Raw genomic sequence first — 25,401 nt, forward strand, 5'->3', positions numbered from 1 at the left:
TGCAGGCGCGCGAGGAAGTCAATATCGTCAGCGCCGCCGCGCACATCGACTGGGCGGCGGCGAAAAGCATCCGCCTGTCGACGGCGGGCGGCGCCAACATCACCATCGAGGGCGGCAACATCACCGTGCAGTGCCCGGGCAAGATCACGGTGCATGCCGGCAAGAAGAGTTTTATCGGGCCGGAGCGGCTGGCTTATCCATTGCCGGCGCTGCCTGCCAGCGTCTGCAAAGCGTGCCTGCTGGCGGCCTTGCGTAGCGGCAGCCCGTTTGTCGCGCCCACGGCAGCCTAGAAAAGGAGCTCTGATGTACTTTGCCATCGATGTTCCCGACCCAGAAGTTCCAGCGCTGATCGCGCAGCAACTGCAGGCCTTGCGTGCGGACGAGGTAGTGGCGAACGGCAGCCAGCCCCTGCATCTGCTGGCGCTGCTCGACGGCGCCTGCGACGAGGAATTTTTCACCAAGCGCTACCCGAGCCGCTTGCGGCGCCAGTCGCTGTATGCGTATACCTCGCTGCAAAACTTCAAGAGCGCTGCACCGCATTTAATGGCTGCGCCATCGGCAAGCAGCGAGCAGACCGAGTGGCTGCAGCGCCTGTTTTCGCTGTGCGCAGGCAAGCCCATGCTCAGCATCATCGCCAGCACGCTCGATATCGACCAGCTGGAACAGCATCTGCGCCCCTATTTGATTGCCATCACGCCAGACACCGTCGAATGGCCCGTGCGCTGGGCCGATAGCCGCACATTGCCGGCCTTGCTGGCAGCCTTGACTGAAACGCAGTCCGCGCATTTGCTGAGCCCCATTTACCGCTGGTGGTCGCTGCAGCGCGATGGTTCGCTGATCAGTTGGCAGGGCGAGGCGCAGCCCAGTCCCGTCCCTGCGGAGTTTGATAAATTCCCCCTCGGCGACGACGCCTTCGCCGCCCTGGTGGATAGCGCCGAAGCCGACGCCATCCTTGCCAACCTGCATGATGTGCAGCCGGATCTGTTTCATTCCGGTACCCCGGCCCAGTGCCACGCGCGCGTGGCGCGTCATTTGTTTGTGGCAAACGCCAGCGGCATCGAGGCGGCGGGCCAGCGTCAGCATTTCAGCGCCTTGGCCTTGATGCTGGCCGATGATTTCACCTTGCATCCTGCGATGGCCAGCCTGTTGCGGCGCACGCGCCAGGGGGCGAATTACCTGTCCGAGCTCGACACGCTGCCCGACGATTTCTGGCAGGCGCGCTCGGCTGCCTAGCCTTGTTCATTCAACTACTTACTTTGATAAAAGGAAAATCATGAAATGGATTATGTATCTTGGCACTGCCTTGCTGTTGAGCGGCTGCGCCCTCAAGGCCAGGCAGGTTGAGCAAGCTGGCCCAAGTCCTACCGCGACGGCGCAGGTGGGTATTGTCAACCATACGGGGAAGTATATTTATTCCGCATCGGTTGATGGCGCGGGAGGAGCCAATATGGCCAGATGGGGAGCGGGGGGGGCTGATGTTTGTTGTGCTTCTATTCCGCGGGTATGGTATCCGGGAATGAAAGTCTTGGTGCGTTGGAATATGCCTGAAGGGCGTACCGACGTTATCAAAGAAAAAATGGTGGAAGTGGAAAAATACGATGAGCCTGGGGATATCTATATGCATTTCTTCCCCAATGATGAGGTGAGAGTTGTCGTGTCAAATGCCGGAGGGGGGGCAAAAACTCATCCTATTCTTCACTCCGGAAAACCTGCCAATATTCCTTGATATTATGATCAGTGAAACTCCCAATTCCGCGCCGTTTCCCGTCGATTTCTTTCTAAAACCGTCGACGAAAGAACAATCCGAAATTTCCAAGGAGGCATGTGCTAATAAAGATAGCGCGCCGTGCAGTATTCCAGTAAGGGTTGGACTTTTCTTTGATGGAACCAATAATAATCTGGAGCGCGATAGGAATGGGGTTAGGACAGGCGTGCTCGACCCGAAAACAAAGAAGCCTATTTCTATAAGTAATGCTGTAGTCGACGCCAATAGCGCCAGTCATAGCAATGTGGCGCGGCTATTTTCGAGTTTTCCATCGAATAAGCGGGGTGCTGGATATTTTCGAAATTATATTCCTGGCGTGGGAACGCCATTTGCGGAAATCGGTGAATTGACTGAATCGGATGAGGGGAAAGCTTTTGCCAAAGGAGGGCAGCCGCGCATTATCTGGGGATTGTTGCAGGTTCTAAATGCAATTCATCGAACGGTATATGGAGATGAAACTCCATTATATAAATCAGATAAGGCTGGCGAACTTGCCCGTGCTTATGATAATGCCGTAGGCCACAAAAAGGTGCCGCATCCCTCAACCGGCAGGGAGCGCTTCATGACTCACTCGGACTGGTTCGCTGAGCATATTGAAAAACTAAGGGAGGCGATGGCGGCACGGCCCAAGCCGAATATTCCATCGCTGACCCTGTCCGTGTTCGGTTTTTCGCGGGGCGCCGCCGAGGCGGTGGCGTTCTGTCAGCTGTTTGCCGATTTGCTCAAGCCGGGCGAGAAGGGGCCGGAGTTTGCCGGCATCCTTGCCAGCATCGATTTTCTTGGCGTCTTTGACACGGTGGCAACCGTGGGCAGCTCGGCGTCTGTCGCGAAAACCACGATCGCGCCTGGCGCGATGTTCGATGGCCATTGGGCCTGGGCCAATGAATTGCTCAAACCATTGCCGTCCTGCGTCCAGGCAGGTCTGCATTGTATTGCCACGCATGAGCAGCGCATGAATTTTCCCGTCACGCGCCTGACAGGGAAAATCGAGGAAGTGTATTTCCCTGGCGTGCACTCGGACGTAGGAGGCGGCTATGGTCCGGGCGAGCAGGGAAAGGGGCGTGGCGGACAAGCGGCCTTGTTGTCGCAAATCCCGCTGGCGCATATGTTCAAGGAAGCGCGCCTCAAGGGCGTGCCCTTGATACCGTTCAGCGAACTGGAACTTCGCGATCAGGAGGATTTCCAGGTCAGTCAAGAGCTTGCCAAAGCATGGGAAGCATATACCGCCGAGCTTAACAAGCAAGGCGCCTTGCTGAGCAAGCACATGGAGCTGTATTACCGCTGGCGCGCCGCGCGCGTCAAGACCCTGGAAGCCACGGCCAGCTTCAAGGCGGCCAGCGCGCAAGAGCGGGAGGATCTGGGTTCCTACAACCGTTTGCTGGCAGGCGATCTGGAAGCGCTGCGCGCGCGCAAAGCCTTCCTTCATGGCGATGAGGGGCAACCGTTCAGTGCCCGGGACATTGCGCGCATCAATCACTGGCAATACTATCGAGCCCAAAATCACATCTCCTTGGATGATTGGGAATCATGGGCGCTCGACATATTCGATCACCCCAAACCGCTGCCGCCCGAAGTGATGCGGTTTTTTGACGACTATGTACATGATTCGTTGGCCGGTTTTTATATGGCAGGCGAAGTGACGGAATACGACAAGCGGGCCAGGATCGCCTCGTTCGCCAATAAACCACCTGAAGAACGTTTTTATAAACGCGTATATGAGCTCAGCCGAAAGACGGAAGCCGCGCAACTGAAACAGAAGAATGGCGAAGCATTGACGCCGGAAGAGGAAGCACTGGTCAAGGAAGCGCAGTATGGCACTCCCTATCCGATCCGCACGGATGCCGACAGCGCCGACATGCGCAGCTGGGCGATTACCACGCAAACCTATACGCGGCGCGAGGGTGGCGGCTATATCTTGCGCCGAGGCTATTACCCGCAAAGCGGTTTCTTCCGGAAAAGCGTGCACGAGAAGGAGCTGCAACGCATGCCGACGGCCGGCATCGAGGCGAAAGAAGCACCCGAAGAATTTGTGTGGAGCGAAAACTTAACACAGGATATTGCGCAGGCCAAATCCGATGAAGAGATTTACCTGGCGCAGCAGCGCTACGCAACGCGTGCCGAGGCGCTCGCATAGAGCGTGATTTCAGCGCGGCTGGAGCCGGGTAGATTCATTTGGCGATTTTATAGATAGCGATGACATCATGACGACGTTGCTCAAGCACCATTGCTGGCGAGTCCTCTTGCTGGCCGCATGTTTACCCGGCGTCGCCATGGCCGCGAGCATTCAGGCGCTGAATTATTCTTCGCGCGAAGTCGATTACATCGCGGTTGAAAATCCTGGCAATACCAACAGCGGCGGCGGTGGCGATTCGATCCGTCCATACGGGCAGGGCGGATCGATATGCTGTTTCACCGTGCCGGAAAAGTGGCATGCGGATTTGAAGGTGGTGGTGGTCTATCAGTTGTCCCCGGACCCGACCTTTCATCGCGAGACGGTCAGTGTTCCACAGTATCCGGATGGGAAGGCGGGCGATATCTGGCTGATCGTCTATGAAGATGGCAGCGTGGGAGCCGTGGTGTCGCTTTACGGACCGAGCCGACCGGAGTGGCCGGGAAAAATCAAGGGGTATCCGGTGCCGACGAAGGAGTATCGGGATGAGCGTCGTAAGCAGAAATTGAAGAGAGAAAAAGCTAGCTTACTTACGCTGGAAAGAGGACTGTTGCTTAGAGGGATTTCTTTGCCAGACGAGAAGGTAAAGGAGATTCAGGAAATCATTGAGTTTCAGAAAAAAGTCATCCAAAGCTTGGAAGGAAATCCATGACTGCTTTTTTAGCCAAAAGCTATTCTGTTGAACCATCCACGTGTGGACAGTCCCCTATTTTCTATTGCCGTATATGGCAGTAAAGTAGAAAAACAACGTAGCATTTTTGCAAGGTGAAAACCATGAAATGGATTATGTATCTTGGCACTGTCTTGCTGTTGAGCGGCTGTGCCTTCAAGGCCAGGCAGGTTGAGCAAGGCGGCCCAAGTCCTACCGCGACGGCGCAGGTGGGTATTGTGAACCATACCGGTAAGTATATTTACTCAGCATCGGTGGATGGGGCGGGAGGAGCCAATATGGCCAGATGGGGAGCGGGGGGAGCCGAAGTTTGCTGCGCCTCTATCCCGAGAGTGTGGTATCCGGGAATGATGGTTCGGGTGCGGTGGGATATGCCGGATGGACTAAAACATATTATTAAAGAAAAAATGGTGGAAGTTGAGAAATATGATAGGCCAGGAGATATCTATATGCATTTTTTTCCCAATGACGAGGTGAGAGTGGTTGTGTCAAATGTGGACGGCCATAGTAAAAATCATCCTATTTTTCATTCCGGAAAACCTGCCAATATTCCTTGATAGGATGATCGATAAAATTTCCATTTCTGGACCGCTTCCGACCACTTTTTCTTGAAGCATCCACGTATGGACAGTCCCCTATTTTCTATTGCCGTATATGGCAGTAAAGTAGAAAAACAACGTAGCATTTTTTGTAAGGTGAAAACCATGAAATGGATTATGTATCTTGGCACTGTCTTGCTGCTGAGCGGCTGCGCCATCAAGGCCAGGCAGGTTGAGCAAGTCGGCCCAAGTCCGACCGCGACGGCGCAGGTGGGTATCGTGAATCATACGGGCGAATTTATTTACTCCGCGTCGGTGGATGGGGCCGGAGGAGGGAATATGGCCAGATGGGGGGCGGGGCTTGCCAATATTTGCTGCACATCCATTCCTCGAGTGTGGTATCCGGGAATGATGGTCTTGGTGCGGTGGGATATGCCGGATGGACTAAAACATATTATTAAAGAAAAAATGGTGGAAGTGGAAAAATACGATGAGCCTGGCGATATCTATATGCATTTCTTCCCCAATGATAAGGTGAGGGTTGTCGTGTCAAATGCTGGAGGGGGGGCAAAAACTCATCCTATTCTTCACTCCGGAAAACCTGCCAATCTTCCTTGATAGGATGATCGATAAAATTTCCATTTCTGGACCGCTTCCGAGCACTTTTTCTTGAAGCATCCACGTGTGGACAGTCCCTTATTTTCTATTGCCGTATATGGTAGTAAAGTAGAAAAACCACGTAGCATTTTTTGCAAGGTGAAAATCATGAAATGGATTATGTATCTTGGCACTGTCTTGCTGCTGAGCGGTTGCGCCCTCAAGGCCAGGCAGGTTGAGCAAGCCGGCCCGAGTCCTACCGCGACGGCGCAGGTGGGTATTGTCAATCATACGGGGAAGTATATTTATTCCGCATCGGTGGATGGGGCGGGAGGGGGGAATATGGCCAGATGGGGGGCGGGACTTGCCAATATTTGCTGCGCATCTATTCCTCGAGTGTGGCATCCGGGTATGAAAGTCTTGGTGCGTTGGAATATGCCTGAGGGGCATACCGACGTTGTCAAAGAAAAAATGGTGGAAGTGGAAAAATATGATAGACCAGGAGATATTTATATGCATTTTTTTGAGAATGACGAGGTGAGAGTGGTTGTGTCAAATGCTGGAGGGCCTAGCAAAATCCATCCTATTCTTCACTCCGAAAAACCTGCCAATCTTCCTTGATAAGATGATCGATAAAATTCCATTTCTGGACCGCTTCCCAGCATTTTTTCTTGACGCATCCACGCATGGGCATCCCCCTATTTTCTATTGCCGTATGTGGCGGTAAAGTGAAAAACGACGTGGCATTTTCTGCAAGGTGAAAATCATGAAATGGATTATTTATCTTGGCGCTGCTTTGCTGCTGAGCGGCTGTGCGTTCAAGGCCAGGCAGGTCGAGGAAGCCGGCCCAGGTCCTACCTCGATAGCGCAGGTGGGTATTGTCAATCATACGGGAAAATATATTTATTCCGCGTCGGTGGATGGGGCGGGAGGTGCCAATATGGCCAGATGGGGAGCGGGAGGACCTGAAGTTTGCTGTGCCTCCATTCCGAGAGCGTGGTATCCGGGAATGATGGTGCTGGTGCGGTGGGATATGCCGGATGGACTAAAACATACTATTAAAGAAAAAATGGTGGAAGTGGAAAAATACGATGAAACAGGAAGTATTTATATCCATTTTTTTCCAAACGACGAAGTTCGGGTTGTGGTTTCAATTTATCCCGGATATAGCACTGCTCATCCGATACGCCACTATGGGAAACCAAAGGATCCCAATTCTTAGACACGGATGGTGGGCTGATCTTTCGATGCAAAGGCTGCGCGTGTATCGGTTCCTGATGTGAGATCAAGGAAGAGATATCCTGGTCCGATGGAGACGTTTGGATACGGAGCGGCACCAGCGAGGCTGGCGCCGATCGGGGATCAGCCGATGAAGGAATCGAACTGCATGTCGAATTCCTGCAGCGCTTTCTGCGCATTTTGCATTTTCTTGCGGAATTCCGGCCCGCGCTGCAGGGCCAGGCCCACGGCCAGCACGTCGATCACGACCAGGTAGGCCAGGCGCGCCGAAATCGGGGTGTAGGGGTCGGTGTTGAAGACCAGGTCGATCGGGATCAGCACGGTTGCCAGGTCGGCCAGCGGCGTGCCCGATGGGGCCAGCACGACGACGTCGGCGCCGCCGCGGCGCGCCAGTTTCACGGAGCGGACCAGGGCGGGGCTGTTGCCGCGCTGCGAGATGGCCACCAGGCAGTCGCCGCCGCGCAGCAGGGCCGCGGCGATACTGTGGATGTTCGGATCGCTGTAGGCCACCGTCGGTACGCCCGAACGGAAGAACTTGTGCTGCGCGTCGGCCGCCACGATGCCCGATGTGCCCTGGCCATAGAATTCGATCTTGCTGGCGCGCGACAGGATGTCGAGCGCGCGCTGGATCGCTTCCGGGTTCAGGTTGTTGCGCAGGTCGAGCAGGGTGTTGATCGAACGGCTGCAGATTTTATTTACCAGGTCGGCCGCCAGGTCGTCCTGCGCCGGCTGCTCGTTCGCGCCCGGCATGGCCAGGGCCAGGCCCTGCGCCAGCTTCAGCTTGAATTCATGCCAGCCGTCGTAGCCCAGCGTGCGGCAAAAGCGCACCACGGTCGGTTCCGACACCTGCGCGCTTTTCGCCAGCGCCGTGATGTTCTGGCTGACCGTCTGGTTCGGCTGGTCAAGCACGGCCAGCGCGACCTTCTTCTCCGACTTGGAGAGCGAATCGAGCTGGGTGCGGATGGAATCAAGCAGCATCAGGGTAGTCTTCTGGTAGGTGTTCAGGAGTGTAGGGATAATAGGTAAAAGGCCTGCCCATCTGCGGGCAGGCCCCTGTTTTGCCTGTTAATCCTCGGGTAGTGCTTCTTCACGCCACTGCAAGCCATCGCGGCCGATCAGGGCGCTGGCTGCGGCCGGACCCCAGGTGCCTGCCGTGTACGGAATCGGCGCGCTGTCGTTCTGTTCCCAGTTGTCGAGAATCGGCTCGACCCATTCCCAGGCCGCTTCCAGTTCGTCGCCGCGCATGAACAGCGTCAGCTGGCCGCGCAGGACGTCGAGCAGCAGGCGCTCGTAGGCGTCCATGCGCGGGGTCTTGAACGATTCGCGGAAATCGAGTTCCAGTTCCGCCGGTTTCAAACGCATGCCGTCGCCCGGGGTTTTCGCCATCAAATTCATGCGCAAGCCTTCGTCCGGCTGCAAACGGATCACCAGGCAGTTCGGCTGGAAGCTGGACGTCGGCTGGTTGAAGATCGAATGCGGAATCTGCTTGAAGCGCACGACGATCTCGGCCAGGCTGTCGGCCATGCGCTTGCCCGTGCGCAGGTAGAACGGCACGCCGGCCCAGCGCCAGGTGTCGATTTCCGCCTTCAGGGCAACGAAGGTTTCGGTGCGCGAATGTTCCGGCGCATCCGGTTCGTCGCGGTAGCTCGGCACGGTGGCGCCGTCGACGTGGCCGGCGCGGTACTGGCCGCGCACGATGTTTTGCGCCAGGGTGGTGGGCGTGAATTTTTTCAGCGAGCGCAGCACTTGCAGCTTTTCATCGCGCACGGCGTCCGGCGCGATCGAGGTCGGCGGTTCCATGGCGACGATGCACAGCAGTTGCAGCAAGTGGTTTTGCAGCATGTCGCGCAGCGCGCCCGAGGTGTCGTAGTAACCCATGCGGTTGCCCACGCCCAGCTTTTCGGCGATGGTGATCTGCACGTCGGAAATCCATTCGCGGCGCCACAGCGGTTCGAACAGGATATTGCCGAAGCGCAGGGCCAGCAAGTTCTGCACGGTTTCCTTGCCCAGGTAATGGTCGATACGGTAGATCTGCGATTCCTGGAAGACCTTGCCCACTTCGGCGTTGATCTGCTTGGCGCTGGCCAGGTCACGGCCCAGCGGCTTTTCCAGCACCACGCGCGAATTCGGCGTCACCAGGCCATTGTCTTCCAGGTTGTCGCAGATGAGGGCGAACAGATGCGGCGGCGTCGCCAGGTAGTACACGCGCGTCAGGTCGGCATCGCCGCGCAGTGCTTCGACCAGCGGCGCGTACGTGGCCGCATCGCTGGCGTTGAGCGACACATACACGATGCGCGCGCAAAATTTGCTCCAGGTGGCGGCATTCAGGGTGCTGGCCTTGATATGGGGACGCGAGTTGGTCTCTACCATCTTCAGGAAGGCATCCTGGCCGCTGTCCTGGCGGCCCACACAGATGATGCGCGCCGTCGGCGGCAAATCGTTCGCGACGTCGCGCGCATACATTGCAGGCAACAACTTGCGCATTGCTAAATCGCCGCTGCCGCCAAACAGGACCAGGTCAAAATCGGTAAGTGCCATAAGTGAGTGTCGTCGCAAAAGTAAAAGGGCCGGAGCGGGGAGAAAGCCGACCGGAAGTGCCAGTCTGTCGCTACTATAATCGGTGGTGTAAATTTACTACGTAGAACAGGCAATTGCAAGAAATTTTACTACATTCCATCCGCTGCCGTCGCCATTTTGCCCGGTATTCTTGCCAGTGATGCCAGCATGGCCATTATATGCCGTTCGCCGCTGCTGGCGCTGTGCCATGCTTCTTGCCTGGCTTTTCAAAGCAACCATGGTTGCCACGGAAATTTTCGATTCTCTCCGTCATCATTTGCGCTGTAGCAACAAGCAAATCAAGAAATGCTGTCAGGATCGCCGTTGGCAGCGTAAAGTAGCTTTGAAGAAAGTAAAAAACCGTATAATTCAAGATCAAATCGATAGCAACTATTGGTTGTAAGAAATTGTACGATACACACTGCACCGCTAGCGCCGGCCATGCCCCGAACCCGCCATCCGACGTCCATGCGACGTGCAGTCCGCATTGCCCGCAGCATCAGGGGCAGGCGACTTAACTTTACAAGACGGCTCAAGGGGACACAATGAATTCAATGCAGCAAGATGTCGATGAACGTACCAGCCTGACAGGCAATAACAAATTCGAACTGTTCCTGTTCAAGCTGGGCACCAGTGATCACTCGACCAGCCGCGAACTATTCGGCATCAATGTGTTCAAAGTCCGTGAAATCATGGAAATGCCGGCCATCACGGCCGTGGCTGGCTCGCACCCGCACATGCTGGGCGTGGTCAATATCCGTGGCCAGATCGTGCCCGTGATCGACTTGCCGATGGCGGTCGGCTGCAAGAGCAATGGTTTGAAGATCCTGATGGTGACTGAATTTGCCCGCTCGACACAGGCGTTTGCCGTGGAAGAGGTCGATGAAATCGTGCGCCTGGAATGGAATCAGGTACTGTCGGCCGAGTCGAGCGTCGGCGGCGGCCTCGTCACCAGTATCGCGCGCCTCGATGGCGACACGGACAAGACACGCCTGGCACAAGTGCTGGACGTGGAACAAATCCTGCGCAACGTGCTGCCGTCGGGCGACCCGGATGTGGACGAGAACAGCATCGGCCCGCAAGTGCGCTTGCCGGCAGGCGCCGTGATCCTCGCGGCCGATGATTCCTCGCTGGCCCGCTCGCTGATCGAAAAGGGCCTCGAAGCGATGGGCGTGCCTTTCATCATGACCAAGACGGGCAAGGAAGCGTGGGAACGCCTGCAGGCGATCTCGGCCCAGGCGGCTACCGAAGGCAAGACGGCGAAAGACAAGGTCGCGCTGGTGCTGACCGACCTGGAAATGCCGGAAATGGATGGCTTTACCTTGACGCGCAACATCAAGAACGATGGCCGTTTCTCCAACATTCCCGTGGTGATCCACTCTTCGTTGACGGGCTCGACCAACGAAGACCACGTCAAGGGCGTCGGTGCGGATGGCTACGTGGCCAAGTTCGTGGCGGCGGAATTGGCGGAAACCATCCGCAAGGTGCTGGCGCGTTAATCAGCTCGCTCGCATATGAAAAAGCGCCGGTACCCGCGAGGGTCCGGCGCTTTTTCATGCTGGCAAACGACTACGCCTGGTAAGCCGTCTCCGGCTGTCCCTCCACGTCCACGCGCACGGACAGCACGTGGCCCGTCAACGGGTAGTCGGCGATCTCGGCGTTTGACCGGTTGTGGCTGGCGCTGGTGATGTACAGGGTGCGCAGGTCGGGGCCGCCGAACGTCACCATGGTGGGGCAACGCACGGGCACGGTAATTTCGCCCAGCAGATGGCCATCGGGGGCGAAGCGCAAGATCTTGCCGCCTTCAAACATGGCCGACCAGTAATTGCCTTCGCTGTCGACGGCCGCGCCATCGGGGCGCCCGCCGTAATCAAATGCTTTCTTGTCCGTGGAAAAACGCTGGAACGGCTGCGGCGCGGAAATGGCACCCGTGGCCGCATCGAAATCGAAGCGGTCGATGCGGTGCGTGGTGGTATCCGAGTGGTACATGGTGCGCTTGTCCGGACTGAAACCCAGGCCGTTCGACACGGTCATGCCGCCCGACCAGACCTTGCGTACTTGTCCCTTTTCTAGCACGAACATTTCTGCAGCATCGGCGCTGCGCGGCTCGAAAATCGTGCCGACCCAGAAACGGCCGGCCGGGTCGACCTTGCCATCGTTGAAGCGCGTGGTGGCCATGTCGAACGGCGCCGGGGCGATTTCCGCCAGGCTGCCCGTTTTTGTATCGAGGTGGGCAAAGCCGCTGCGCAAGGCCACGATCAGGCCGCCGCCGGCGTTGATCGCCAGCGCCGACGGTTCCGTCGGCATGTTCCATTGCTCATGCTTGCCGCTGGCCGGGTGCAAGCGGTGCACGGCGCGGCCATCGATATCGACCCAGTACAGGGCCGCTTCCTTGCCATGCCATAGCGGGCATTCGCCCACTTGCATGGGCTTGTCGCTCACTACTTTGATTTCGTAAATATTCATAAACCTCAATTAAGTTAGTACGCCGCCTTGGCGGCTTTAGCCAGGGCAATCAAGCCATTGGTCGAGCTGTCGTGGTGGTCGGGACGGGCTTCGCCCGTCAGTTCGGCCTGGATTTTCTTGGCCAGCACCTTGCCCAGTTCCACGCCCCACTGATCAAAACTGTTGACGTTCCACAAGACGCCCTGCACGAAGGTCTTGTGTTCGTACAGCGCGATCAGGGCGCCCAGGGTGGTCGGGGTCAGCTGGTCCATCAAAATGGTATTGCTGGGGCGGTTGCCGGGGAAAGTTTTGTGCGGCACCAGCGCTTCGATCTCGCTTTCCGGCAAGCCTTGCGCCTGCAAATCAAGGCGCACTTCCTCGCCCGTCTTGCCTGTCATGAAGGCTTCCGACTGGGCGAAGCAGTTTGCCAGCAGGGCGTCGTGGTGGCCCGGCAAATCGTGCGTGGCGCGCAGGGCGGCGATGAAATCGATGGGCGTGATGTCGGTACCCTGGTGCAGCAGCTGGAAATACGCGTGCTGCGCATTCGTGCCGCAATCGCCCCAGATGACGGGGCCGGTGGGCACGTCGACGGGCACGCCATCCTTGGTGACGCGCTTGCCGTTGCTTTCCATGTCCAGCTGTTGCAGATAGGCGGCGAAGCGGCTCAAATCCTGGTGGTACGGCGCGATGGAAACGGAGCTGCAATCGAGGAACTGGCGGTTCCAGAAGCCCACCATGGCCAGCACGACGGGCATGTTCTGTTCCAGCGGCGCCTGGCGGAAGTGCTGGTCCATCGCATGCGCGCCGGCGAGGAAATCGCTGAAGTATTCAAAGCCGACGGACAGGGCCACGGCCAGGCCGATCGACGACCAGACGGAATAGCGGCCGCCGACCCAGTCCCAGAACGGGAACATGTTGTCCGGTGAAATGCCGAAGTCGACGATGGCTTGTGTGTTGGTCGAGACGGCCACAAAATGTTGCGCCAAATCCTTTTCTTCGCCTTCGAGCAGGAACCAGGCGCGCGCCGTGTTGGCATTGAGCATGGTTTCAGCCGTCACAAAAGTTTTTGAGGCCACGATGAACAGGGTCGTTTCCGGATCGACTTTCGACAGGGTCGCTTCCATGTCGTGCCCGTCGACGTTGGAAACAAAGTGCATTTCCAGGCCCGGGTTGGCGTACGAGCGCAAGGCCAGGCAAGCCATTTTCGGACCCAGGTCCGAACCGCCGATGCCGATGTTGACGATGTCGCAAATCGGTTTGCCCGTGTAGCCGAGCCAGCTGCCATTGCGTACTTTGTCCGTAAACGCCTTCACGCGTTGCAGCACATCTTGCACGTCGGCATCGATATCCTGGCCATCGACGACCAGCTTGGTGCCGCGTGGCGCGCGCAAAGCCGTATGCAGAACGGCCCGATGTTCGGTAAGATTGATTTTCTCGCCAGTGAACATGGCTTCGCGCTGTGCTTCCACGCCGCGCTCGCGGGCCAGGTCCATCAGCAGCGCCATGGCGGTGGCGTCGACCCTGTTCTTCGAGTAATCGAGCAGCAGGCCGGCTGCATCGACCGTCATTGTCGAGAAACGTGCTGGATCTGCGGCGAACAGCTGGCGCAGATGCACGTCGCGCAGGCTGGCGCTGTGCGCTTGCAGGGACTGGAAACTGGCGGTGGCGGTGATGGCAGGAGTAGGTGCTGGCTGGCGCATGGCGGTCGGCTTGGGTGCTTGTCTCGGTTGAAAGGAGCGCGGCGCGTTCGTCGTGGCGAACAGCGGATCCGGCATTGGTATGAGAATAATACATCAGAAAAACGTAATTTCACTACAGTTTGTGCAGGCGCATGGCATTTTCAGCGTTTTTTCAGCGTTTTATCCGTGCTGCAATAGATAGGCACGCAAGACGGGTGGATGTGGCATGCTGTTGTTTTGCCTTGAAAGGTCGTGGAAAAATGGATTATTTCTGCCACTGGCCACTGCAAGAGTGCTTCTGCGCGACCATTTTGTAGTAAAATTTCACGAAATACTCATTTTTAAGGAAATCCATATGGCGCTGCATCCAGTAGTCGAATCCGTAACAGCGCGCATCATCGCGCGCAGCCGGCCATCGCGCGGCGCCTACCTGGCGCATCTGGATGCGGCCCGCATCCAGGGCGTGCAGCGCGGCGCCCTGTCGTGCACCAACCTGGCGCACGGCTTTGCCGCCTTTCCCGCCAACGACAAGCTGTCGCTGAAGGAATACAAGAAGCCGTCCGTGGCCATCGTGTCCTCGTACAACGACATGCTGTCGGCACACCAGCCGTTTGAAGGCTTCCCGCAAATTATCAAGCAAGCCGTGCGCGAAGTGGGCGCTGTCGCCCAGTTCGCCGGCGGCGTGCCTGCCATGTGTGATGGCGTGACGCAAGGCCAGCCGGGCATGGAACTGTCGCTGTTTTCGCGCGACACCATCGCCATGTCGACGGCCGTGGCGTTGTCGCACAATATGTTCGACTCGGCCCTGTACCTGGGCGTGTGCGACAAGATCGTGCCGGGCCTGTTGATCGGCGCGTTGCACTTCGGCCACTTGCCAGCCGTCTTCGTGCCGGCCGGTCCGATGACGTCGGGCCTGTCGAACCAGGAAAAAGCCAAGGTGCGCCAGCTGTATGCGCAAGGCAAGGCCACGCGCGAAGACTTGCTCGAAGGCGAATCGAAAGCCTACCACGGCGCCGGCACCTGTACCTTCTACGGTACCGCGAACAGCAACCAGATGCTGATGGAAGTGATGGGCCTGCACTTGCCGGGCGCCGCCTTCATCACGCCAAATACCCCGCTGCGCGATGCACTGACTGCCGCCGCCGCCCAGCGCGCCGCCGTCATCACGGCGCAAAGCGGCAGCTACTTGCCAGTCGGGCATATCGTCGACGAGAAATGTATCGTCAACGCCGTCGTGGGTCTGCTGGCCACGGGCGGTTCGACCAACCATACCTTGCACCTGGTGGCCATCGCCAAGGCGGCCGGCATCGTCATCGACTGGAACGATTTCAATGAACTGTCGGCCATCGTGCCGATGCTCACGCGCATCTACCCGAACGGCGACGCCGACGTGAACCATTTCCACGCGGCAGGCGGCACCGGTTACCTGATCCGCGAACTGCTGGACGCGGGCTTGCTGCACGAAGACGTCAATACCATCCTGGGCCACGGCTTGCGCGCGCACTGCATGGAACCGTTCCTCGGTGAAGATGGCAAGGTCTTCTGGAAAGATGCACCGGCCGCCAGCGCCGACGAAAACGTGCTGCGCCCCGCCTCGAACCCGTTCGCGCCGGACGGCGGCATGGTCCTGGTCGCCGGTAACCTGGGCCGCGCCGTGATGAAGGTCTCGGCCGTCAAGCCGCAGCACCGCACGGTCGAAGCGCCGGCGCTGGTGTTCAATTCGCAGGAAGAATTCATGGCCGCCTACAAGGCAGGATCGCTGGACCGCGACTTCGTTGCCGTGCTGCGCTTCCAGGGCCCGCGCGCCAACGGCATGCCGGAACTGCATGCGCTGACCCCCGCGCTGGCCAACCTGCAGGATGCGGGCCGTCACGTGGCGCTGGTCACCGATGGCCGCATGTCGGGCGCGTCGGGCAAGGTGCCTGCCGCCATCCACGTATCGCCTGAAATCCTCGCCGGCGGCCCGCTGGGCCTGGTGCGCGACGGCGACATCATCCGCCTCGACGCCTTTACCGGCGTACTGGAAGCGCTGGTGCCGGCCGACGTCTGGCACGCCCGTGCGCTGGTCACGGCCGACCTGTCGCCGAACCACGTCGGCATGGGCCGCGAGCTGTTTTCCATGTTCCGTTCCACCGTCAGCGCGGCGGAAGAGGGTGCCACCACCTTCGGCCTGCCGTCGCCGATTCCCACCACCGTCGCCTTGCACGACGCCGACAATGTCGGTGATACCGTACCGGGTTCCGATGAAGACTTTTTGGCTAGGAAATAAGAGATGACCATGACACTACTGGAAATTATGCGCACTTCGAGCGTGATCCCCGTGATTGCGATCGATGATCCTGAACATGCCGTACCGCTGGCGCGCGCGCTGGTGGCGGGCGGCATCCGCGTGCTGGAAGTGACCCTGCGCACCAAGCATGGCCTCGAAGCGATCCGCGCCATGTCGGCCGTGCCGGGCGCCATCGTCGGCGTCGGTACCTTGACCCGTCCCGAGGAATTCGTCCAGGCGCGCGATGCGGGCGCCGTCTTCGGCGTCTCGCCAGGCCTGACGTCCGCCCTGGTGGCGGCGGCGAAAAGCAGCGGCTTGCCCTTGCTGCCAGGCGTGATGACGCCAGGCGAAGTGATGGCGGCGCGTGAAAACGGCTTCCAGCAGCTGAAGCTGTTCCCTGCCGTGCCGGCGGGCGGCATCGGCATGCTCAACGCGATTTACGGCCCGCTGCCGGACATCACGTTCTGCCCGACGGGCGGCATCTCGCAAGAGACGGCGTCGCAGTTCCTGGCGTGCAAGAACGTCGCCTGCGTGGGCGGTTCGTGGCTGACGCCGAAAGACGCGATCGCGGCCGGCAACTGGGACCGCATCACGGAAATCGCGAAAGCGGCCAGCGGCCTTCGTTCGGTTTAAGCGGTACCCGCGCGGCAGGCCTGCCTGCCGCGCTTTCTTCTCTTCTTCCTATGCGAGTCTTGCGCCGCCCTCTCACCATCGGCGAAACCGCCATGGCCCGCAGCGTCTTCCAGGGCGCCATCGACTACGCGCGCGTGCGCGTCGTGCGCGGCTCCTTTCTACCGTTCGGCTTGCAGGACCAGAACACGGCGATGACGCCGCGTGGCAGCCTGTACTTCATGCCGGCCCAGTACCGTGACGATTTTTCCCGCGAAGGCAACAGCGGCAAGCTGTTCTTCATCCACGAGATGGTGCATGTGTGGCAGTACCAGCTCGGCTACAGTGTGCTGCTGCATGGCGTGCTGCTGGCGCTGTGCGGCGGCTATATCCGGCAGCGTGCCTACCGCTACGACGCGCAGGCGGGCGGCGTCCTGTCCGACTTCAACATGGAACAGCAGGGCGATATCATCGCCCACTATTTCGGCGCGCGCCAGCTGGGCATTCCCGCCTATGTGGCGAAGCTGCCTCAGCTGCAGGAGATCCTGCAAGGCTTCCTGATCAACCCTGCCGACCGCCGCTTGCTGCCGCGCTGATTTCACCATTACGGCGCCAGGTTCGATGCCAGGCGCACGTCCGGCGCGCGCAGGCTGGCCGCCGCATCCTTGCCCAGCAATAGACGCAGGTCGGCGCCCGCGCCGATGCCGCTGTCGTCCGCCGCCTGCAGCTGCGGCATGCCGAAGTGATGGCTGCGCGTGAAAACAGCTTCCAGCAGCTGAAACTGTTCCCAGCCGTGCCGGCGGGCGGCACCGCCATGCTCAACGCCATCTATGGCCCGCTGCCGGACTCTGCACTTCATGCCGGCCCAGTACCGCGACGACTTTTCGCGAGAAGGCAACGGCGGCAAGCTGTTCTTCATCCACGAAATGGAAAGTTTGTGGTGGTTTGCACACCCGATGGCTAGGCGACGGATGCCATACAATTAACTGATGGATGTCATACCTTTGAATCGCCCACGCTCACGCCTGCTCACTGCCGATGAGATAGCTGCTGAAAAATCATATTTTTAAGAGCAGTCCTATATGCGAAGCAGTTGCAAGGCAGTAAATTTACTGAGCCGTTATGATGGATTGATTTCATGAAGGTGAGTAAAATTTTCGTAGCTAGACAATTCAATAGCTGTTGAACAGCCACATTTAATAAATGGAGTAAGAATGCAAATTTTATCGGAAATTGAAATTCAAGACATTTCGGGTGGTCGCGCATTTTGCTCGGATCGCATGTCAGCTAGCGACTATTCCAGCACGGCTGGTTTCTGGGGTGGCATCGCCAGTATCGGAGGGGGCATTGCTGTCGTGCCAGGTGGACAAGCTCTGGGCGGCAGCATCATGATAGGTGCTGGCGCGTTGTATGCGTACAATTCATATTGCTCGGGCTAATAAGGGAAGCGATAAAGCGGGCTGAACATACCCAGCTACTTGCTATCCTGTTGCTGATAGTGACGCCGGCCGCAATATTTCTGTGACAGTATTGCGGCCGCCTGTTGCCTGAGGAAAGTCATACGCCTGAATTGAAGAGAGAACTTTTAATGCATATAGCCGTCGACAAGTCAGGTTCACAATGGTTGGTACTGGAACATTTATTAAAGAAGAAAAATGGCGTGCTGCTCGCGTCGCTAGCAGGATTTCAAAAAAGAAAATTTCTGTATATTTTTTGCGATCTGTTGGCATTGCTTTCCATCATCGCCGGAATGGCGTGGATTCTGTATCCCGAGAGAATTTTCCTGCAATCCTTTCCACTGACCGTCTTGCTGTTGCTGCTGGCAGGGCAAGGTATCCGTTTTAAAACGGTAGCGATGCCGCAAGCGGTGAGCCAGGAAAAAATGGATGCGTTCTTAAAGATACACATTGGGCTATTGTTCGCGGCCATGATGGGCTGTTTTTTGCAGGTTGCAGTGGCTGTGTGGAAGATGTTTGCACCGTGGTGAAAAAAGTTCGCTGCAATCGCCAGCGTGCGGGCGAAGGTCGGGCATCCGTTTCATGTCATGAAGAACCTGTTCCGGCATCGAAAAACGCGCTATCGCGGCCTGGCCAAAAACACTGCACAGCTGTTTAAGCTGTTCGCCTTCGCCAATCTGGTGCTCGCCGCCAGGCGCTTTACGATCACTAAATCCCGTAGTCTGTCTTGATTACAGAAATATGCAGGACATCCTGCTCAACCCCGTCGACCGCCGCTTGCTGCCGCGCTGATGCTTCCGTCACGGTGTCGTAGTCGATGCCAGGCGCACGTCCGGCGCGCGCAGGCTGGCCGCCGCATCCTTGCCCAGCAATAAACGCAGGTCGGCGCCCGCGCCGATGCCGATGCCGCTGTCGTCCGCCGCCTGCAGCTGCGGCATGCCGCCCAAGGCCAGGGCCAGGGTGGCTGCCGCCTGCGCATGGCCGGGCCGGTAGACGATGCTGCTGACCTGGACCATGTATGGCCGCTGGTTGCCCAGCCGCAGCACGCTGATGCCCATGCCACCCAACATGCCGCGCATGCGCGCCGCCATCCCCGTTGCGCCATTGCCGTTGATGACTTCCAGCCGTGGCAGCGCTGCCGCCGTCGCCGGCGCCACCGGTTTTGCAGGGGCTGGCAAGGCGACGCGTGCCGCCGCGGGACCATCGCGCCAGCTCAGCGCAAAGATATTCGGCTGCAATTGCGTCAGCTGCAGGCGGCTGGCCGGCGCCGCTGGCACGGGCGCCGGCGCGAGGTCGGGCGCGATGGCGTCCGCGGTGGCATCGACTGTGACTATGCTGCGCGCCAGCGCCGCGATGGCCAGCTCCAGGTTGGCGCGCGCCGGTTGCTGGCCGTTGTCGAGCTGCAGCGACTGGCGCAGTACGCTGGCCGCCTGCGCGTAATCGCCCTGCAGGTACAGCACGTAGCCGAGGTTGTTGTAGGTCCTGGCCGTCGGCGCTTCTTGCGCCAGCGCCTGCAGCATGCTGCGCGCCGTTTCCAGCTGGCCCAGTTGCGCGTGCAGCACGGCGGCGCCATTGCGTGCATCGGCCGAACCGGGCTCAAGCAGCAGGGCTTCGCGGTACGCCGCCAGCGCCGCGCGCGAGTCGCCCACTTCCTGCAGGCGCTTGCCCAGCTTGCAGAACGCGGCGGTGCGGGTGGCGGGGCTGTCATCGATGCGCGTCTGGGGCGGCGCAACATGGCTGCCTTGACTGCCCTGGCTGGCAGGGCCGGGCAGGTGGCTGCAGGCGGGCAGCAGGCCCGCGCAGGCGAGCATGAGCATCAGGGTGGTGTGCTGTGACATGGCGGTTCTCCGGTCAGTTGCCGCTGCCCATGCTGGGCAGGAGCACGCGGTAGATTTGCAGGAAGGCTGGTCCCATCAGGACGACCAGCAGCGACGGGAAGATGAAAAAGATCAGCGGGAACAGCAGCTTGAGGGCGATCTTCGCCGCTTCTTCCTCGGCCATCTGGCGACGTTTGGTGCGCAGCTGGTCCGACTGCACGCGCAGCGAGGCGGCGATGCTGGTGCCGAAGCGCTCGGCCTGGATCAGCATGGCCACCAGCGCGTCGACATCCTCGACGCCCGTGCGCAGGGCCAGGTTGCGCAGGGCCCGTTCCTTGGTGTTGCCGGCGCGCAGTTCCAGCATCACCAGATGCAGTTCTTCGGCCAGCACGGTGCTTTTCAGGGCGATCTCGGCCGCCACCCTGGCCAGCGCCGCATCCATGGCCAGGCCCGCTTCCACGCACACCGTCATCAAGTCCAGCGCATCGGGAAAGCTTTCAAAGATATCGCGCTGGCGCCGCTTGATCATTTGCGCCAGGACAATATTGGGCAGGTAGTAGCCGATGGCGGCCACGATCAGCAGCCAGAACAGGAGAGCTTTGCCCGCCATCTGGCTGCCCGAGGCGCTCAGTCCCAGGAACAGCAGCAGGGGCAGGCCGATGGCCAGCATGGTCTTGGCGGAAAAGAACAGGATGGGCGCCGACGCCTGGCGCAGGCCGGCATTCATGAAGCGCCGGCGCATCACGGAGCCTTCCCAGCCTTGATCGGGCAGCGACAGTTTGGCCAGCGGGCCGCTCAGGCGCACCATGCGCGCCAGCCAGGGGCTGGGCGCGGAGGCGCCAGGCGCTGCCGCGCTCTTGCCGGTGGCGTTGTCCATGCGCTGGCGCATGGGATCGGGGGCGAAGCTGCGCATGGCCACCAGCACGCTGCCGAAGACGGCGATGAAGAGCAGGGCGAGAAAGGCGAAATGGACGGGGTTCATGAGGATTCTCCTTGCGGGCTCAGACACGGATGCGGATGATATTGCGCATGACCAGGACGCCGCATACCATCATCAGCAGGGCGCCGACCAGCATCTTGCGTCCGCCCGGATCGACGAACAGCATTTCCAGGAACTGCGGATTGGTCAGGTGGATCATGGCCGCCGCGCCGAAGGGCAGCAGCGACAGGATCCAGGCCGACAGCCGGCCTTCGGCCGACAGCACGCGCACCTGTCCCAGCAGCTTGATGCGCTCGCGGATGATGCGGCTGATGCTGTCGAGCAGCTCGGCCAGGTTGCCGCCCGTTTCGCGCTGGATCAGCACGGCGATGACGAAGTAGCGCAAGTCCGTGCTGGGCACGCGCGTGGCCAGGTTCATCAGGGCGTCCTGCATGGCGATGCCGAAATTGACTTCGTCGAAGGTGGCGCGAAATTCCACGGCCAGCGGTGCGTTCATTTCATCGCCGACCATTTTCAGGGCCGTGGGGAAGGCGTGGCCGGCGCGCAGGGCGCGCGCCATCAGGTCCAGTGCATCGGGCAATTGCTGCTCGATGCGCTGCAGGCGCTTGGCCTTGGCGCGCAAGACCACCAGCAGCGGCAGCAGGGCTGCGCCGGCCACCAGGGGCAGGCGCAGCAGCCACGGCACGCTGAAGTAGCTGAGCAGCAAAAACGCGGCGCCGGCCGAGGCCAGCATCACGCCGGCGAAACTGGCCACGCTCCAGCTCAGGCCCGACTGTTCCAGCAGGCGGTCGAGCGCATGCACGCGGGGCACGCTGAGCAGCACGCGCTGCAGGGCCGGGGTGTCGCTCAGCAGGCGCTTCTTGATCATCGAACTGCCCGCGTCGCCATGCGCGCCGGCTGACATGATGCGCAGGCGGCGCGCGACCCGTTCCGCTTCCGGGCCGCGCGACGTGTTCCACGCCAGGTACAGTCCCTCGATCAGCAGCACCACGGCGATGAAGGTGAGGATGGCGAATACGTAATAGAGATAGTCCATGATGCTCCCCTTAATGGTACTGGCGGGCGGGATCGAACAGGGTTTCCGGCAGGCTGATGCCGAAGGCGCGCAGGCGTTCCAGGAAATGCGGCCGCACGCCGCTGGCATGGAAATGCCCCTGCACCGTGCCGTCCTCGCCGATGCCCGTCTGGCGGAAGGTGAAGATTTCCTGCATGGTGATCATCTCGCCTTCCATGCCCGTGATTTCCTGGATCGAGATGATCTTGCGCTTGCCGTCCGTCAGGCGCGCCACCTGCACCACCACGCTGATGGCGGAACTGATCTGCTGGCGCATGGCTTTCACGGGCAGGCCTGCCGAGGCCATGCTGATCATGTTTTCCAGCCGCGTCAGCGCGTCGCGCGGGGTGTTCGCGTGGATGGTGGCCATCGAGCCTTCGTGGCCCGTGTTCATGGCGCCCAGCATGTCGAGCGCTTCGGCGCCGCGTACCTCGCCCAGGATGATGCGGTCGGGGCGCATGCGCAGCGCGTTGCGCACCAGCGCCCGCTGCGTCACTTCGCCCTTGCCCTCGATGTTCGCGGGCCGCGTTTCCAGGCGCACCACGTGCGGCTGCTGCATCTGCAGTTCGGCCGCGTCCTCGATGGTGACGATGCGTTCGGCCGTGCTGATGAAGCCGGAAATCGCATTGAGCATGGTGGTCTTGCCGCTGCCCGTGCCGCCCGAGATCAGGATGTTGACCTTGGCCTTGCCCAGCGCCTGCAGGGTGGTGCTCATTTCCTCCGTCAGGCTGTGCTTGAGCATCAGGTCGGCCAGGCGCAGGGGCTGGGCAGAGAAGCGGCGGATCGACATCACGGGGCCGTCGATGGCCAGCGGCGGGATGATGGCGTTGACGCGCGAACCGTCGGGCAGGCGCGCATCGACCATGGGACTCGATTCGTCGATGCGCCGGCCCACGCGCGAGACGATCTTGTCGATGATCTTCATCAGGTGGGCGTCGTCGGTGAAGCAGACGTCGCTCAGCTCCAGGCGCCCATGGCGCTCGACATACACCTGGCGGTAGGTGTTGACGAGGATATCGGACACGCCGGGATCGGCCAGCAGCGGTTCGAGCGGGCCGAAGCCGAGCACCTCGTCCTGGATGTCGCGGATCAGCGAGCGCCGTTCCAGCTCGTTGATCACCACATTGTCTTCTGTGAGCACGTCGCTGACGAGGATTTTCAGCTCTTCGCGGATCTGCTCGCGCGACAGGCGCTGCATGCCTTCCAGGTCGACGCGGTCGAGCAGCGCCTGGTGGGTGCGGTGCTTGAGTTGCTGGTAGCTCTGGCTCGATGCGCCCTGGTGCGCGGCATCGTCATTCAGGCTGGCGTCATCCTGGGCATAGCCCAGGCGGTCCCGCAGGGTGAGTTTTTCGGCAGTCATGGTCGGTCTCCGGTGAATGTGGGGGATCAGGCGCGCTGTAGGGAGTCAAGCGCGCGCCAGCAGCCGCGAAACCCAGCCTTGCGCGGCGGGCGGGGTTTCGCCGGCCAGGCTGGCGGCCAGTTCCTGCAGGGCGCGCGAGACGGGATTGTGCGACGCCAGCTTGAGGATGGGCACGCCCTGGCTGACGGAGGCCGCCACTGCCTCGTAGTGGTTGGGGATGGATTTGTAGACGTGCTTGCCATACGCCGCTTCCAGGTCGGCCACGCGGATGTTGTCGCTGCTGGCATAGCGGTTGAGGATCAGGCGGATCTTGTCTTCGCGGTAGCCGAGGCCGCGGAACACGTCGAGCAGGCGCTTGCCGTCGCGCACATACGGCAAGGTTGCCTGCAGCACGGGGAAGATCAGGTCGGCCCGGTCCAGCGCACGCACGCTGACGGGGTCGAGGCCGCGTCCCACGTCGAGCACGATGTAGTCGTACTGGCTGCGCGCCAGCGTCAGCAGCCGATCGATATGGTCGGCCTCGACGTCGGCCGCATGGGCGGGATCGTCGGCGGCGGCCAGCACGCTGTAGGCAGGCGTGATCTGGATCATGCTGGCGCTGAGCAGCGAGGCGTCGAGGCGCACGATCTGCTGCGACAGTTGCGACAGGGTGGTTGCCGGCTTGTGGTCCGAGACGAACAGGGCGGCATCGCCGAACTGCAGGTTCAGGTCGAACAGCGCCACCTTGCGCTGTTCGCCGGCGGCCAGCGCGTAGCCGAGGTTGGCGGCGATGAAGGTGGCGCCGCTGCCGCCCTTGCACGAGACGAAGGCCAGCACCTGGCCCTTGCGCGTGACTTGCTTGTGCAGTTTTTCCTCGATGCGGCGCAAGGCGGCGCACAGGGCCGCGTCGTCGTCCGGCTGCAGCACTTCGCGCACGCCGGCGCGCATCGAGCGCAGCAGGAATTGCGGGCTTTGCTGCGGACACTGCACGATGATGGCCAGGCTCGGATAGCGCCCGCCCAGCAGTTCCAGCTGTGCCAGCTCCGCCTCGCCCGTCTGTTCCTGCTCCAGCAGCAGCAAGTCCGGCGTGAGGCCGTTGTCGAAGACATCCGGTATGCTCGCCAGCAGCGCGACGCGGTCGGCCGCGCTGCGTTCGCGCAGCAAGCGGGTGAGCCGCTTGAGCTGGACTTCATTTTTCGAGACGATGACGATATTCACGTGGTACTCCCCGGTAAAGGCGTTCGGTAAAGGCGTTCAGTTGATCTGGAAGCCCAGGCTTTCGGCGTGCATGACCACTACCGAGGCGGGCACGGCGATATTGAGAAAACCGAACAGGCTGACCATCGGCGTATAGCTGACGTTGTCGATCGATACGCGCACGCTGTCGATGCAGCTGGCCGTGCGCGTGTTGTCGCCGCAGGCCGACAGGTTGTCGCCCGGGTCCAGCGGCGGCAGGGTCACTTCGGCGCCGCTCTTGTTCAGGTAGCGGATGGTGATGTTGGCGGCCGTCAGTTCCGGCGCGGCCGGCAGGGCCGTGCCGCCGAACAGGGCCAGCGTCTTGATGGCGTCGGTCTGGTCGATCCAGCGCACCACCGCTTCGCGCGCGGCGCGGCGGCTCACTTCCTGCACCGTGTTGTACAGGAATAGCATGCGGCCAAATTCGAGGATGCCGAACAGCAGGGTGAAAAACAGCAGCGCCACCAGGGCGAATTCGACGGCGGCGGCACCGCGCTGGCGGCCAGTGCGGAGGGCAAGTGGAAGGCGGTGGCGCATGGCGTTCTCCTTACAGCATGTAGCGCATGGTGGTGCGCGGCGACAGCGGCGTGGCATAGCTGCTGGCCGCGCCGATCACGAAGGGCAGGTACTGGCCCACCGACAGCGTGTAGTTGACGACTTCGACGCGGATGCCGCCCGGCGCCGTGCCATCGGTGCAGCTGCTGTCGTTGAAGCTCGCGTCCAGGCAAGTCACTGTCACGTTGGCCGTGGTGAAGTCGCTGATGCCGGCGCTGAGGGCCGCATCGACTACCGTCTGCCTGGCCGCCGGCACACCCTGCGAGGCGATGCCGGCCTTGGCCTTGACGGACATGTTGCGCGCCGCGTCGCGCGTCGCCTTGGTCAGCGCGTCGTAGTACCAGAAGGCGCGGCCGAAGCCGAAGATGCCGGCCAGCAGGGTGACCAGCAGGGCCAGCACGATGCCGAATTCGACGGCGGCGCCGCCGCGCTGGCTGAGAGGGGAAAGGGGGATGCGCATGGCCG

At 60.4% G+C, this 25,401-nt stretch carries 27 protein-coding genes and 2 pseudogenes; 17 read left to right on the forward strand and 12 right to left on the reverse strand.

What is annotated here, in order from left to right; all coding sequences use genetic code 11:
- From CSQ93_RS16780 to CSQ93_RS16820, 9 genes are all read left to right on the forward strand, one after another.
- On the forward strand, nucleotides 1-290 hold a 290-nt coding region (locus CSQ93_RS16780), incomplete at its 5' end, for a DUF2345 domain-containing protein (protein WP_158301268.1).
- Nucleotides 291-303: 13 nt separating this feature from the next.
- Complete coding sequence (locus CSQ93_RS16785) at nucleotides 304-1,233, forward strand: DUF4123 domain-containing protein (RefSeq protein ID WP_099379028.1); 930 nt, start codon at nucleotides 304-306, stop codon at nucleotides 1,231-1,233.
- A gap of 40 nt (nucleotides 1,234-1,273) precedes the next feature.
- Nucleotides 1,274-1,726, forward strand: a complete 453-nt coding sequence (locus CSQ93_RS16790; protein WP_158301269.1) for a DUF3304 domain-containing protein — start codon at nucleotides 1,274-1,276, stop codon at nucleotides 1,724-1,726.
- Between the two features lie 4 nt (nucleotides 1,727-1,730).
- The gene (locus CSQ93_RS16795) at nucleotides 1,731-3,899 is read left to right on the forward strand and encodes a phospholipase effector Tle1 domain-containing protein (protein WP_099379030.1); all 2,169 of its coding nucleotides are present in this window, start codon (nucleotides 1,731-1,733) and stop codon (nucleotides 3,897-3,899) included.
- Nucleotides 3,900-3,966: 67 nt separating this feature from the next.
- A complete protein-coding gene (locus CSQ93_RS16800) occupies nucleotides 3,967-4,587 on the forward strand; it encodes a DUF3304 domain-containing protein (RefSeq protein ID WP_099379031.1) in 621 nt (206 codons plus the stop codon).
- A 122-nt stretch (nucleotides 4,588-4,709) separates the two neighbouring features.
- Entirely contained in the window at nucleotides 4,710-5,162 is a 453-nt protein-coding gene (locus CSQ93_RS16805) for a DUF3304 domain-containing protein (protein WP_099379032.1), read from the forward strand.
- A 66-nt stretch (nucleotides 5,163-5,228) separates the two neighbouring features.
- On the forward strand, nucleotides 5,229-5,762 hold the full coding sequence (locus tag CSQ93_RS16810; RefSeq protein ID WP_099379033.1) for a DUF3304 domain-containing protein: 534 nt from the start codon (nucleotides 5,229-5,231) through the stop codon (nucleotides 5,760-5,762).
- Nucleotides 5,763-5,909: 147 nt separating this feature from the next.
- Entirely contained in the window at nucleotides 5,910-6,362 is a 453-nt protein-coding gene (locus CSQ93_RS16815) for a DUF3304 domain-containing protein (RefSeq protein WP_099379034.1), read from the forward strand.
- A 145-nt stretch (nucleotides 6,363-6,507) separates the two neighbouring features.
- Entirely contained in the window at nucleotides 6,508-6,963 is a 456-nt protein-coding gene (locus CSQ93_RS16820; RefSeq protein ID WP_099379035.1) for a DUF3304 domain-containing protein, read from the forward strand.
- Between the two features lie 140 nt (nucleotides 6,964-7,103).
- On the opposite strand, the gene CSQ93_RS16825 is transcribed toward CSQ93_RS16820, so the two are convergent.
- From CSQ93_RS16825 to CSQ93_RS28905, 3 genes are all read right to left on the reverse strand, one after another.
- Nucleotides 7,104-7,958, reverse strand: a complete 855-nt coding sequence (locus CSQ93_RS16825; RefSeq protein ID WP_034750862.1) for an SIS domain-containing protein — start codon at nucleotides 7,956-7,958, stop codon at nucleotides 7,104-7,106.
- Between the two features lie 87 nt (nucleotides 7,959-8,045).
- Nucleotides 8,046-9,518, reverse strand: coding sequence for a glucose-6-phosphate dehydrogenase (gene zwf / locus CSQ93_RS16830; RefSeq protein WP_034750861.1), 1,473 nt, complete (start codon nucleotides 9,516-9,518; stop codon nucleotides 8,046-8,048).
- 193 nt (nucleotides 9,519-9,711) lie between these two features.
- Complete coding sequence (locus tag CSQ93_RS28905; protein ID WP_158301271.1) at nucleotides 9,712-9,909, reverse strand: hypothetical protein; 198 nt, start codon at nucleotides 9,907-9,909, stop codon at nucleotides 9,712-9,714.
- Nucleotides 9,910-10,081: 172 nt separating this feature from the next.
- Between CSQ93_RS28905 and CSQ93_RS16835 the strand changes: the two genes are divergently transcribed.
- Complete coding sequence (locus CSQ93_RS16835) at nucleotides 10,082-11,035, forward strand: chemotaxis protein (RefSeq protein ID WP_099379036.1); 954 nt, start codon at nucleotides 10,082-10,084, stop codon at nucleotides 11,033-11,035.
- A 70-nt stretch (nucleotides 11,036-11,105) separates the two neighbouring features.
- On the opposite strand, the gene CSQ93_RS16840 is transcribed toward CSQ93_RS16835, so the two are convergent.
- Together CSQ93_RS16840 and pgi are read right to left on the reverse strand one after the other, a co-directional pair.
- Nucleotides 11,106-12,002 carry an SMP-30/gluconolactonase/LRE family protein gene (locus CSQ93_RS16840; RefSeq protein WP_099379037.1) on the reverse strand — a complete coding sequence of 299 codons (897 nt, stop codon included), beginning with the start codon at nucleotides 12,000-12,002 and terminating at the stop codon, nucleotides 11,106-11,108.
- 14 nt (nucleotides 12,003-12,016) lie between these two features.
- Entirely contained in the window at nucleotides 12,017-13,681 is a 1,665-nt protein-coding gene (pgi, locus tag CSQ93_RS16845; protein ID WP_099379161.1) for a glucose-6-phosphate isomerase, read from the reverse strand.
- A 334-nt stretch (nucleotides 13,682-14,015) separates the two neighbouring features.
- Between pgi and edd the strand changes: the two genes are divergently transcribed.
- From edd to CSQ93_RS16875, 7 genes and pseudogenes are all read left to right on the forward strand, one after another.
- Nucleotides 14,016-15,929 (forward strand): phosphogluconate dehydratase, encoded by a 1,914-nt coding sequence (gene edd, locus CSQ93_RS16850; RefSeq protein ID WP_099379038.1) that lies wholly within the window; start codon nucleotides 14,016-14,018, stop codon nucleotides 15,927-15,929.
- Nucleotides 15,930-15,932: 3 nt separating this feature from the next.
- Nucleotides 15,933-16,562 (forward strand): bifunctional 4-hydroxy-2-oxoglutarate aldolase/2-dehydro-3-deoxy-phosphogluconate aldolase, encoded by a 630-nt coding sequence (gene eda / locus CSQ93_RS16855; RefSeq protein WP_099379039.1) that lies wholly within the window; start codon nucleotides 15,933-15,935, stop codon nucleotides 16,560-16,562.
- Between the two features lie 59 nt (nucleotides 16,563-16,621).
- A complete protein-coding gene (locus CSQ93_RS16860) occupies nucleotides 16,622-17,134 on the forward strand; it encodes a type IV secretion protein Rhs (protein ID WP_099379040.1) in 513 nt (170 codons plus the stop codon).
- Between the two features lie 140 nt (nucleotides 17,135-17,274).
- A pseudogene (locus CSQ93_RS29505) lies at nucleotides 17,275-17,385 on the forward strand (keto-deoxy-phosphogluconate aldolase); the annotation flags it as partial.
- 367 nt (nucleotides 17,386-17,752) lie between these two features.
- A complete protein-coding gene (locus tag CSQ93_RS28910; protein ID WP_158301272.1) occupies nucleotides 17,753-17,977 on the forward strand; it encodes a hypothetical protein in 225 nt (74 codons plus the stop codon).
- Nucleotides 17,978-18,126: 149 nt separating this feature from the next.
- Entirely contained in the window at nucleotides 18,127-18,525 is a 399-nt protein-coding gene (locus tag CSQ93_RS16870) for a hypothetical protein (protein ID WP_099379041.1), read from the forward strand.
- A 12-nt stretch (nucleotides 18,526-18,537) separates the two neighbouring features.
- Nucleotides 18,538-18,726: pseudogene (locus tag CSQ93_RS16875) on the forward strand (transposase); the annotation flags it as partial.
- A 69-nt stretch (nucleotides 18,727-18,795) separates the two neighbouring features.
- Here CSQ93_RS16875 and CSQ93_RS16880 read toward each other — a convergent pair.
- Genes CSQ93_RS16880 through CSQ93_RS16910 form a run of 7 tightly spaced genes read right to left on the reverse strand, consistent with a single transcriptional unit; the run spans nucleotide 18,796 to nucleotide 25,396 of the window.
- The gene (locus CSQ93_RS16880; protein ID WP_099379042.1) at nucleotides 18,796-19,833 is read right to left on the reverse strand and encodes a LytR C-terminal domain-containing protein; all 1,038 of its coding nucleotides are present in this window, start codon (nucleotides 19,831-19,833) and stop codon (nucleotides 18,796-18,798) included.
- A 13-nt stretch (nucleotides 19,834-19,846) separates the two neighbouring features.
- A complete protein-coding gene (locus CSQ93_RS16885) occupies nucleotides 19,847-20,794 on the reverse strand; it encodes a type II secretion system F family protein (RefSeq protein ID WP_099379043.1) in 948 nt (315 codons plus the stop codon).
- Nucleotides 20,795-20,813: 19 nt separating this feature from the next.
- On the reverse strand, nucleotides 20,814-21,788 hold the full coding sequence (locus CSQ93_RS16890; protein ID WP_099379044.1) for a type II secretion system F family protein: 975 nt from the start codon (nucleotides 21,786-21,788) through the stop codon (nucleotides 20,814-20,816).
- A 10-nt stretch (nucleotides 21,789-21,798) separates the two neighbouring features.
- Nucleotides 21,799-23,166, reverse strand: a complete 1,368-nt coding sequence (locus CSQ93_RS16895; RefSeq protein WP_099379045.1) for a CpaF family protein — start codon at nucleotides 23,164-23,166, stop codon at nucleotides 21,799-21,801.
- Nucleotides 23,167-23,211: 45 nt separating this feature from the next.
- Nucleotides 23,212-24,363: an AAA family ATPase gene (locus CSQ93_RS16900; protein WP_099379046.1), complete on the reverse strand. Its 1,152-nt coding sequence runs from the start codon at nucleotides 24,361-24,363 to the stop codon at nucleotides 23,212-23,214.
- Nucleotides 24,364-24,399: 36 nt separating this feature from the next.
- Nucleotides 24,400-24,918 carry a TadE/TadG family type IV pilus assembly protein gene (locus tag CSQ93_RS16905; RefSeq protein ID WP_099379047.1) on the reverse strand — a complete coding sequence of 173 codons (519 nt, stop codon included), beginning with the start codon at nucleotides 24,916-24,918 and terminating at the stop codon, nucleotides 24,400-24,402.
- 10 nt (nucleotides 24,919-24,928) lie between these two features.
- Nucleotides 24,929-25,396, reverse strand: a complete 468-nt coding sequence (locus tag CSQ93_RS16910) for a TadE/TadG family type IV pilus assembly protein (RefSeq protein ID WP_099379048.1) — start codon at nucleotides 25,394-25,396, stop codon at nucleotides 24,929-24,931.
- Nucleotides 25,397-25,401 lie beyond the last annotated feature (5 nt).

It is taken from the genome of Janthinobacterium sp. BJB426 (assembly GCF_002735705.1).
In the GTDB taxonomy this organism is placed as follows: Bacteria; Pseudomonadota; Gammaproteobacteria; order Burkholderiales; family Burkholderiaceae_D; genus Janthinobacterium.

Excerpts from the sequence above, each read along its gene's own strand:
- edd (WP_099379038.1), top strand. The coding sequence starts at position 14,016 with ATGGCGCTGCATCCAGTAGTCGAATCCGTAACAGCGCGCATCATCGCG.
- CSQ93_RS16835 (WP_099379036.1), top strand. The coding sequence starts at position 10,082 with ATGAATTCAATGCAGCAAGATGTCGATGAACGTACCAGCCTGACAGGC.
- CSQ93_RS16825 (WP_034750862.1), bottom strand. The coding sequence starts at position 7,958 with ATGCTGCTTGATTCCATCCGCACCCAGCTCGATTCGCTCTCCAAGTCG.
- CSQ93_RS16815 (WP_099379034.1), top strand. The coding sequence starts at position 5,910 with ATGAAATGGATTATGTATCTTGGCACTGTCTTGCTGCTGAGCGGTTGC.
- CSQ93_RS16795 (WP_099379030.1), top strand. The coding sequence starts at position 1,731 with ATGATCAGTGAAACTCCCAATTCCGCGCCGTTTCCCGTCGATTTCTTT.
- CSQ93_RS16880 (WP_099379042.1), bottom strand. The coding sequence starts at position 19,833 with ATGTCACAGCACACCACCCTGATGCTCATGCTCGCCTGCGCGGGCCTG.
- zwf (WP_034750861.1), bottom strand. The coding sequence starts at position 9,518 with ATGGCACTTACCGATTTTGACCTGGTCCTGTTTGGCGGCAGCGGCGAT.
- pgi (WP_099379161.1), bottom strand. The coding sequence starts at position 13,681 with ATGCGCCAGCCAGCACCTACTCCTGCCATCACCGCCACCGCCAGTTTC.
- CSQ93_RS16820 (WP_099379035.1), top strand. The coding sequence starts at position 6,508 with ATGAAATGGATTATTTATCTTGGCGCTGCTTTGCTGCTGAGCGGCTGT.
- CSQ93_RS16895 (WP_099379045.1), bottom strand. The coding sequence starts at position 23,166 with ATGACTGCCGAAAAACTCACCCTGCGGGACCGCCTGGGCTATGCCCAG.
- CSQ93_RS16890 (WP_099379044.1), bottom strand. The coding sequence starts at position 21,788 with ATGGACTATCTCTATTACGTATTCGCCATCCTCACCTTCATCGCCGTG.
- CSQ93_RS16885 (WP_099379043.1), bottom strand. The coding sequence starts at position 20,794 with ATGAACCCCGTCCATTTCGCCTTTCTCGCCCTGCTCTTCATCGCCGTC.
- CSQ93_RS16785 (WP_099379028.1), top strand. The coding sequence starts at position 304 with ATGTACTTTGCCATCGATGTTCCCGACCCAGAAGTTCCAGCGCTGATC.
- CSQ93_RS16810 (WP_099379033.1), top strand. The coding sequence starts at position 5,229 with ATGGACAGTCCCCTATTTTCTATTGCCGTATATGGCAGTAAAGTAGAA.
- CSQ93_RS16840 (WP_099379037.1), bottom strand. The coding sequence starts at position 12,002 with ATGAATATTTACGAAATCAAAGTAGTGAGCGACAAGCCCATGCAAGTG.
- CSQ93_RS16805 (WP_099379032.1), top strand. The coding sequence starts at position 4,710 with ATGAAATGGATTATGTATCTTGGCACTGTCTTGCTGTTGAGCGGCTGT.
- eda (WP_099379039.1), top strand. The coding sequence starts at position 15,933 with ATGACCATGACACTACTGGAAATTATGCGCACTTCGAGCGTGATCCCC.
- CSQ93_RS28910 (WP_158301272.1), top strand. The coding sequence starts at position 17,753 with ATGCAAATTTTATCGGAAATTGAAATTCAAGACATTTCGGGTGGTCGC.
- CSQ93_RS16800 (WP_099379031.1), top strand. The coding sequence starts at position 3,967 with ATGACGACGTTGCTCAAGCACCATTGCTGGCGAGTCCTCTTGCTGGCC.
- CSQ93_RS16910 (WP_099379048.1), bottom strand. The coding sequence starts at position 25,396 with ATGCGCATCCCCCTTTCCCCTCTCAGCCAGCGCGGCGGCGCCGCCGTC.
- CSQ93_RS16905 (WP_099379047.1), bottom strand. The coding sequence starts at position 24,918 with ATGCGCCACCGCCTTCCACTTGCCCTCCGCACTGGCCGCCAGCGCGGT.
- CSQ93_RS16790 (WP_158301269.1), top strand. The coding sequence starts at position 1,274 with ATGAAATGGATTATGTATCTTGGCACTGCCTTGCTGTTGAGCGGCTGC.
- CSQ93_RS16870 (WP_099379041.1), top strand. The coding sequence starts at position 18,127 with ATGCATATAGCCGTCGACAAGTCAGGTTCACAATGGTTGGTACTGGAA.